The sequence below is a fragment of the Flectobacillus sp. genome, assembly GCF_049240685.1.
Classification (GTDB): Bacteria; Bacteroidota; Bacteroidia; order Cytophagales; family Spirosomataceae; genus Flectobacillus.
This window is the reverse complement of the sequence record NZ_JBMLSD010000170.1, coordinates 1-4686: the sequence shown is the minus strand read 5'-3', so window position 1 is coordinate 4686 and position 4686 is coordinate 1. Positions and strand designations below refer to the sequence as shown.

The following is a 4686-nucleotide window of genomic DNA, read 5'->3' as shown; positions in this document are numbered from 1 at the left end:
CGTGAACTGTCCAACAGATATTAATCCAGGTGTACTTGGATTCTAAGAAAAGACGAAGGGGAAGCTTGGTCTTCCCCTTTTTTCTTTATAATAATAGGATTAGGCATGAGGCAAAGAGTTTTAAAAATGTTTTTTAACAGAAACAGACTTGCTTTTTTTCAAAGAATATAGCCGAAAGTTGATACCTCAAAGCCGAAGGCACAGTAGTTAAAATTAAGCTTTTAAACAACAGACTTTAGGTAAAGAGTTTTAAAATGTTTGTTAATAAACACAGATATACTTTTGAGCACAGGGCTTATGAGCTAAAGATTTAAAGGTGTTTTTGATAATGTGATAAAGATTTTTTGCTAAATGCCGACAGCTTAAAGTCTAAAGCAAAAATCCATTTTTGTATGATTACTTAATAGCAAAAATTGCTAAAATTAAAGATATGGGAAAAATGATACAGAAATATTTTGGCGCCATTAAGACAATCCAAATCATTGGGTTGATCATGGCTACAAGTGTATTGGCACTTGGGCAAAATTTAGGCTGTAATTTTAAGCCAGGTACCATTACGCTAAATCTAACAGGCCAAAGCCAAGGGGCTAATATTGTTACTTATGTCGTTTTGGTAGATGGAGGAAACGTGATTAGATACAAATCTGGGATGAATGCGGCAACTATCGACAATGTAACGGTGGGTAGTTATAAAGCAGTAGCGGTAACTTGGGATAATACACAAACCAATGTCCCAACTCTGGAAGTTGGTGTAAATTTGAATAGTGTAGATCACTGCTGGAAAAGTACATCTGTGGATTTGTCAATTTGTGATTGTAATACCACCACAAACAGTATTACCGTACCAGTCTCTCTGGGAATCAATCCGCAATATGTATTAACGAATGGGAGAGGTGTAATCCAATCAATCCAAACTTCAACAACATTTTCGGGATTAGCGAATGAGGTATACAACGTGTATGTAGCCTGTGGAATGGGAACAAAACCTAATTTATTGGTCGGAAGTAATATTAAACTTGTATCAACTAGTGACTTATGTGAATCAATTCCGTTACCTTATGTAGTTTGTGTTCCAGAATGTGCTCCTGTGATTTGTTTGCCAATGACTGTGGTTAGACTTGTCAAATAATAGGAAAATAAAATCCACAAGGTAAATATTCTCAATAGGCAAATAACTTTAAAGTATTTTGTAAATACTATAGACCTAAGTAACTGGAAAGATTAAATTAATAGTATGTCTAAGGTAAAAGTTGAAGATAACTTTTTGATTATGAATGTATTACAATAACTGATATACTGTTAACTAATAACATCTTTTTACTTACTTTTGCTCGAAGCCCATCGCCGAAAGCTCATAGCTCAAAACCTAAAGATAAAACATTAGTAATCATAAAATTACACGCACATTTTACCACTCCTATTGATAAGCTATTATTTAAAATCACTTAATGAAGTATGAAAAGTTTTGGTACATATCTATTTTTCTCCCTGATATTATTATTGGCTAACAATGCTTTTTCGCAGCAAAAAGCACAAGTAAACTGGTTATCAGTAAAACAGTTGGATAGATTGTACACCCAAAAGCCCAAGAAAATTTTATGGAAAGTATATTCAAAAGATTGTCATTATTGCCATGATTTTGAGGAAAAAGTTTTAAAAATACCTGCTATCGCAACTTATATCAACCAAAACTATTACCCCGTATTATTAGATGCCTTCGATGACAGCCCTGTAACTTTTGCAGGACATACTTACGAATCAAAAGATAAGATGAATCCCATGGCAACACATTTACTAAAGGGGACTATCAAATTTCCTACTTTAGTATTTGTAGATGAACAACTCAAAATGCTCAACTTTCTCCAAGGCTATTATGAAGCACCCAATATCGAAATGGTACTTCATTATTTTGGAGATAATGCTTATAAAACGGTTTCTTGGAATGATTTTCAAATAAATTTCGCCAAGAAAAAATAAGCCCTAAATTCAGAAATTTCAATTCGAGAGAATTAAAGATATATCCAGAAATACGTGATGAATATATTTCCTTTACGTAAAAATCTGAAGTCATTCAAGGTCTAAAGTAGGTAAAGAAGTAAATTTAATAAATAAGAATAATCGAAAATATTTACCGTATCTCTACGCATTGTGGCCATCATCGATAAGAAAATTGGAAACTCATCTGCATGAGATATTCGTTTACCTTTGTGATTCTCTTTATTATTTTACTCATTCAAGATTCAATTACGACCTATGAGGCAATCAACTGGACTCATTTTGCTATTGTTTTTGAGCTATACCAGCTTTGCACAATACAGACAACCCTTTAGAAAATATACCTCTGTCGAGTTTGGAGGTGGTGTGTCAAGTTACTATGGCGATTTGGCTCCTATGAGTCAGTTTGTCAATTCTACGGCAAACGCACTGCGTTGGACTGCCACGGTTGGTCTTAGCCGACAAATCACCCGCCAAATAGAAGCTAGCGTAAATCTTTCATGGGTAGCACTTGGAGCAGACGATTATTATGCCAATAACTTGTCTGACTTTTTAAGAAATCTACATTTTAGAAATAATGTCAAAGAGCTTACTTTGCAAGGACGTTGGACTCCCTTCAATATCGCAAGTACTCCACAAAAACGAGCGATATTTGAGCCTTTTATAGGTCTTGGAATAGGTGCTTTTTTACATAATCCTCAAGCTAAACTACCAATTGCGCTTGGAAACGATTGGGTTGATTTACGCCCCTTAACCACTGAAGGACAGGGTAGCCCCAATTATCCAGAGGTAAAAACCTATAAAAATTGGGGGATCAATGTTCCGATTAGTTTAGGACTAAAAACAAGACTTTCGAAAAATATTGATTTAATTGCAGAGCTAAATTATAGAGTATTGTTTTTTGATTATATAGATGACGTGAGCGGGGTATATGCACAACCTTTGGTCGTTTATAGCAGATTTACAGAACCTACCAAAAGTATTGGTATCGCGATGTCTCAACGTACCACCGAACGTATAGCCGCGGTAACAGAAAAGGATAGACTTACAAAGTTAAATTCCTTTATTAACGACCCTACTGGACAAGCACTTACTCAGAATGCAGGAGTCAATTCGCCAAGAGGTACCGTAAATGGGAATGATGCCTATACAACTTTTACCCTAAAATTGAGATATATATTTGTTCCAGGAATCCAATGTCCAAGGATTTATTAAGAAAAGGGACATTTTTGCTCAATCTAAAAATATTGCCGACAACATAAGTAATCGCATAAAATTAGATTTAATTTTTGTGTTTTAGGCACAAGGCAAAGAGTGTTAAATCGATTCTTTGCAAGGATAGATAAATTATTGCCGAATGCCCAAAGCTGAAAGCCATAAGCCCAAAGCTTAAATTTTATTTTGCCTACTAACTTAATAGAATTGTACATTCTTCTGGAATGTGCCTTACAAAAATATAAATACAATAAATGGAAGGAATGAGCCATGCGAGCGGAGCACCCTTCAAGTCTGATGGTAAAGCCTCTGATTTATGATTGGAGGCTTATTTTAGGTAAGTACGGTAAAGCCCAAGGCAATAGACATTAGGCTTTAGGCGTTAATAAACCGGTATTGGGCATTCGGCAAAATATATCGATTGTTATTCAAAAACAATTTAACAATCTTTGCCTGTTGCCTAAAACACAAAGTTCAATTCATAAGTCAGCACTAAGTAGTCCTTCTTTATAAAAACTCGGAACGAGTACATTTCAATAGCTATGAACACTAGGTTTGATGTACCTTTTCTAACAGATTTATCTGAATTGCTTCGTCAAATACCTCAAAAAAGTTTGAGTGATTACGGAGCCAACACATATCCTTTCCAAACAAACACGATGTTTGGTCAGATTATTTATGGTCAACAAACCTCACAGTTTGAATCGTGGGAAGGAAAATTTGTTACATCTGATTCTGTTATTTTAACACACCCCAGTCGCGTGAATCATCGGGCATTTACCATGATTTTTTTTCAATCATTGGCGCCGATGAAACTTCGTGTAAACCACCATTGTCTGCATGATATCACCCTCGACTCTGAAGGAAAAGAAGGTGTGATTTTTCTGAGCTCTTTTACGAATCTTTCTTTTATGATTCCGCAAGATGCCTTTGTCCAATTTAAAGTGGTAACTATTCGAAATATCCATTCCCTAGACCATTGGATTAATCAGTGGCCGTTTGGAAATATTGTTCAGGCACGAATGCCATTTTTTTACTATTGGCCACAGCGTATTGCTTTTTACGAAAAAGCAAAGCTCTCCCATATTGAGGTATTCTATCCAAATGCCTATCATTCGCCACTCAAAATGCTGGATGATTTGTTTGCCAATGCTGCCCGAAGTCGAAAAATTAAGCAAAAGGCCATCAACCTTTGGCAAATGTATTGCCTACTTCGTGCAGAAGTTCTTTTAAGGAATGCGATAACTATGTCTCCTACTCAGCTAAGACCTATTATTGCTCAATCAAAACTTTCGCCTATGTTGTTTTTTCTTCGATTCAAACAACTGTTTGGTTTGGAAGTTGAACAATATCACGAGTACGCACGTAACGAAAAAATCAAGGCATTACTCTACGATTTACGATTGCCCGCAGAAGAAGTAAATAGTATTTTTGTGAATAAAAATAATTAAGTGGTCGTTATTGGCTTCAATAGGC

At 35.4% G+C, this 4686-nt stretch carries 4 protein-coding genes; all 4 read left to right on the top strand.

Annotation, left to right across the window (positions count from 1 at the left end; all coding sequences use genetic code 11):
• Positions 1-439 precede the first annotated feature (439 nt).
• Positions 440-1129 carry a hypothetical protein gene (locus ACOVQ4_RS07860; protein WP_421820104.1) on the top strand — a complete coding sequence of 230 codons (690 nt, stop codon included), beginning with the start codon at positions 440-442 and terminating at the stop codon, positions 1127-1129.
• Positions 1130-1455: 326 nt separating this feature from the next.
• A complete protein-coding gene (locus ACOVQ4_RS07855) occupies positions 1456-1977 on the top strand; it encodes a thioredoxin family protein (RefSeq protein WP_421820103.1) in 522 nt (173 codons plus the stop codon).
• 276 nt (positions 1978-2253) lie between these two features.
• Positions 2254-3210, top strand: coding sequence for a hypothetical protein (locus ACOVQ4_RS07850; RefSeq protein WP_421820102.1), 957 nt, complete (start codon positions 2254-2256; stop codon positions 3208-3210).
• Between the two features lie 542 nt (positions 3211-3752).
• Entirely contained in the window at positions 3753-4661 is a 909-nt protein-coding gene (locus tag ACOVQ4_RS07845) for a hypothetical protein (RefSeq protein ID WP_421820101.1), read from the top strand.
• Positions 4662-4686: the final 25 nt, after the last annotated feature.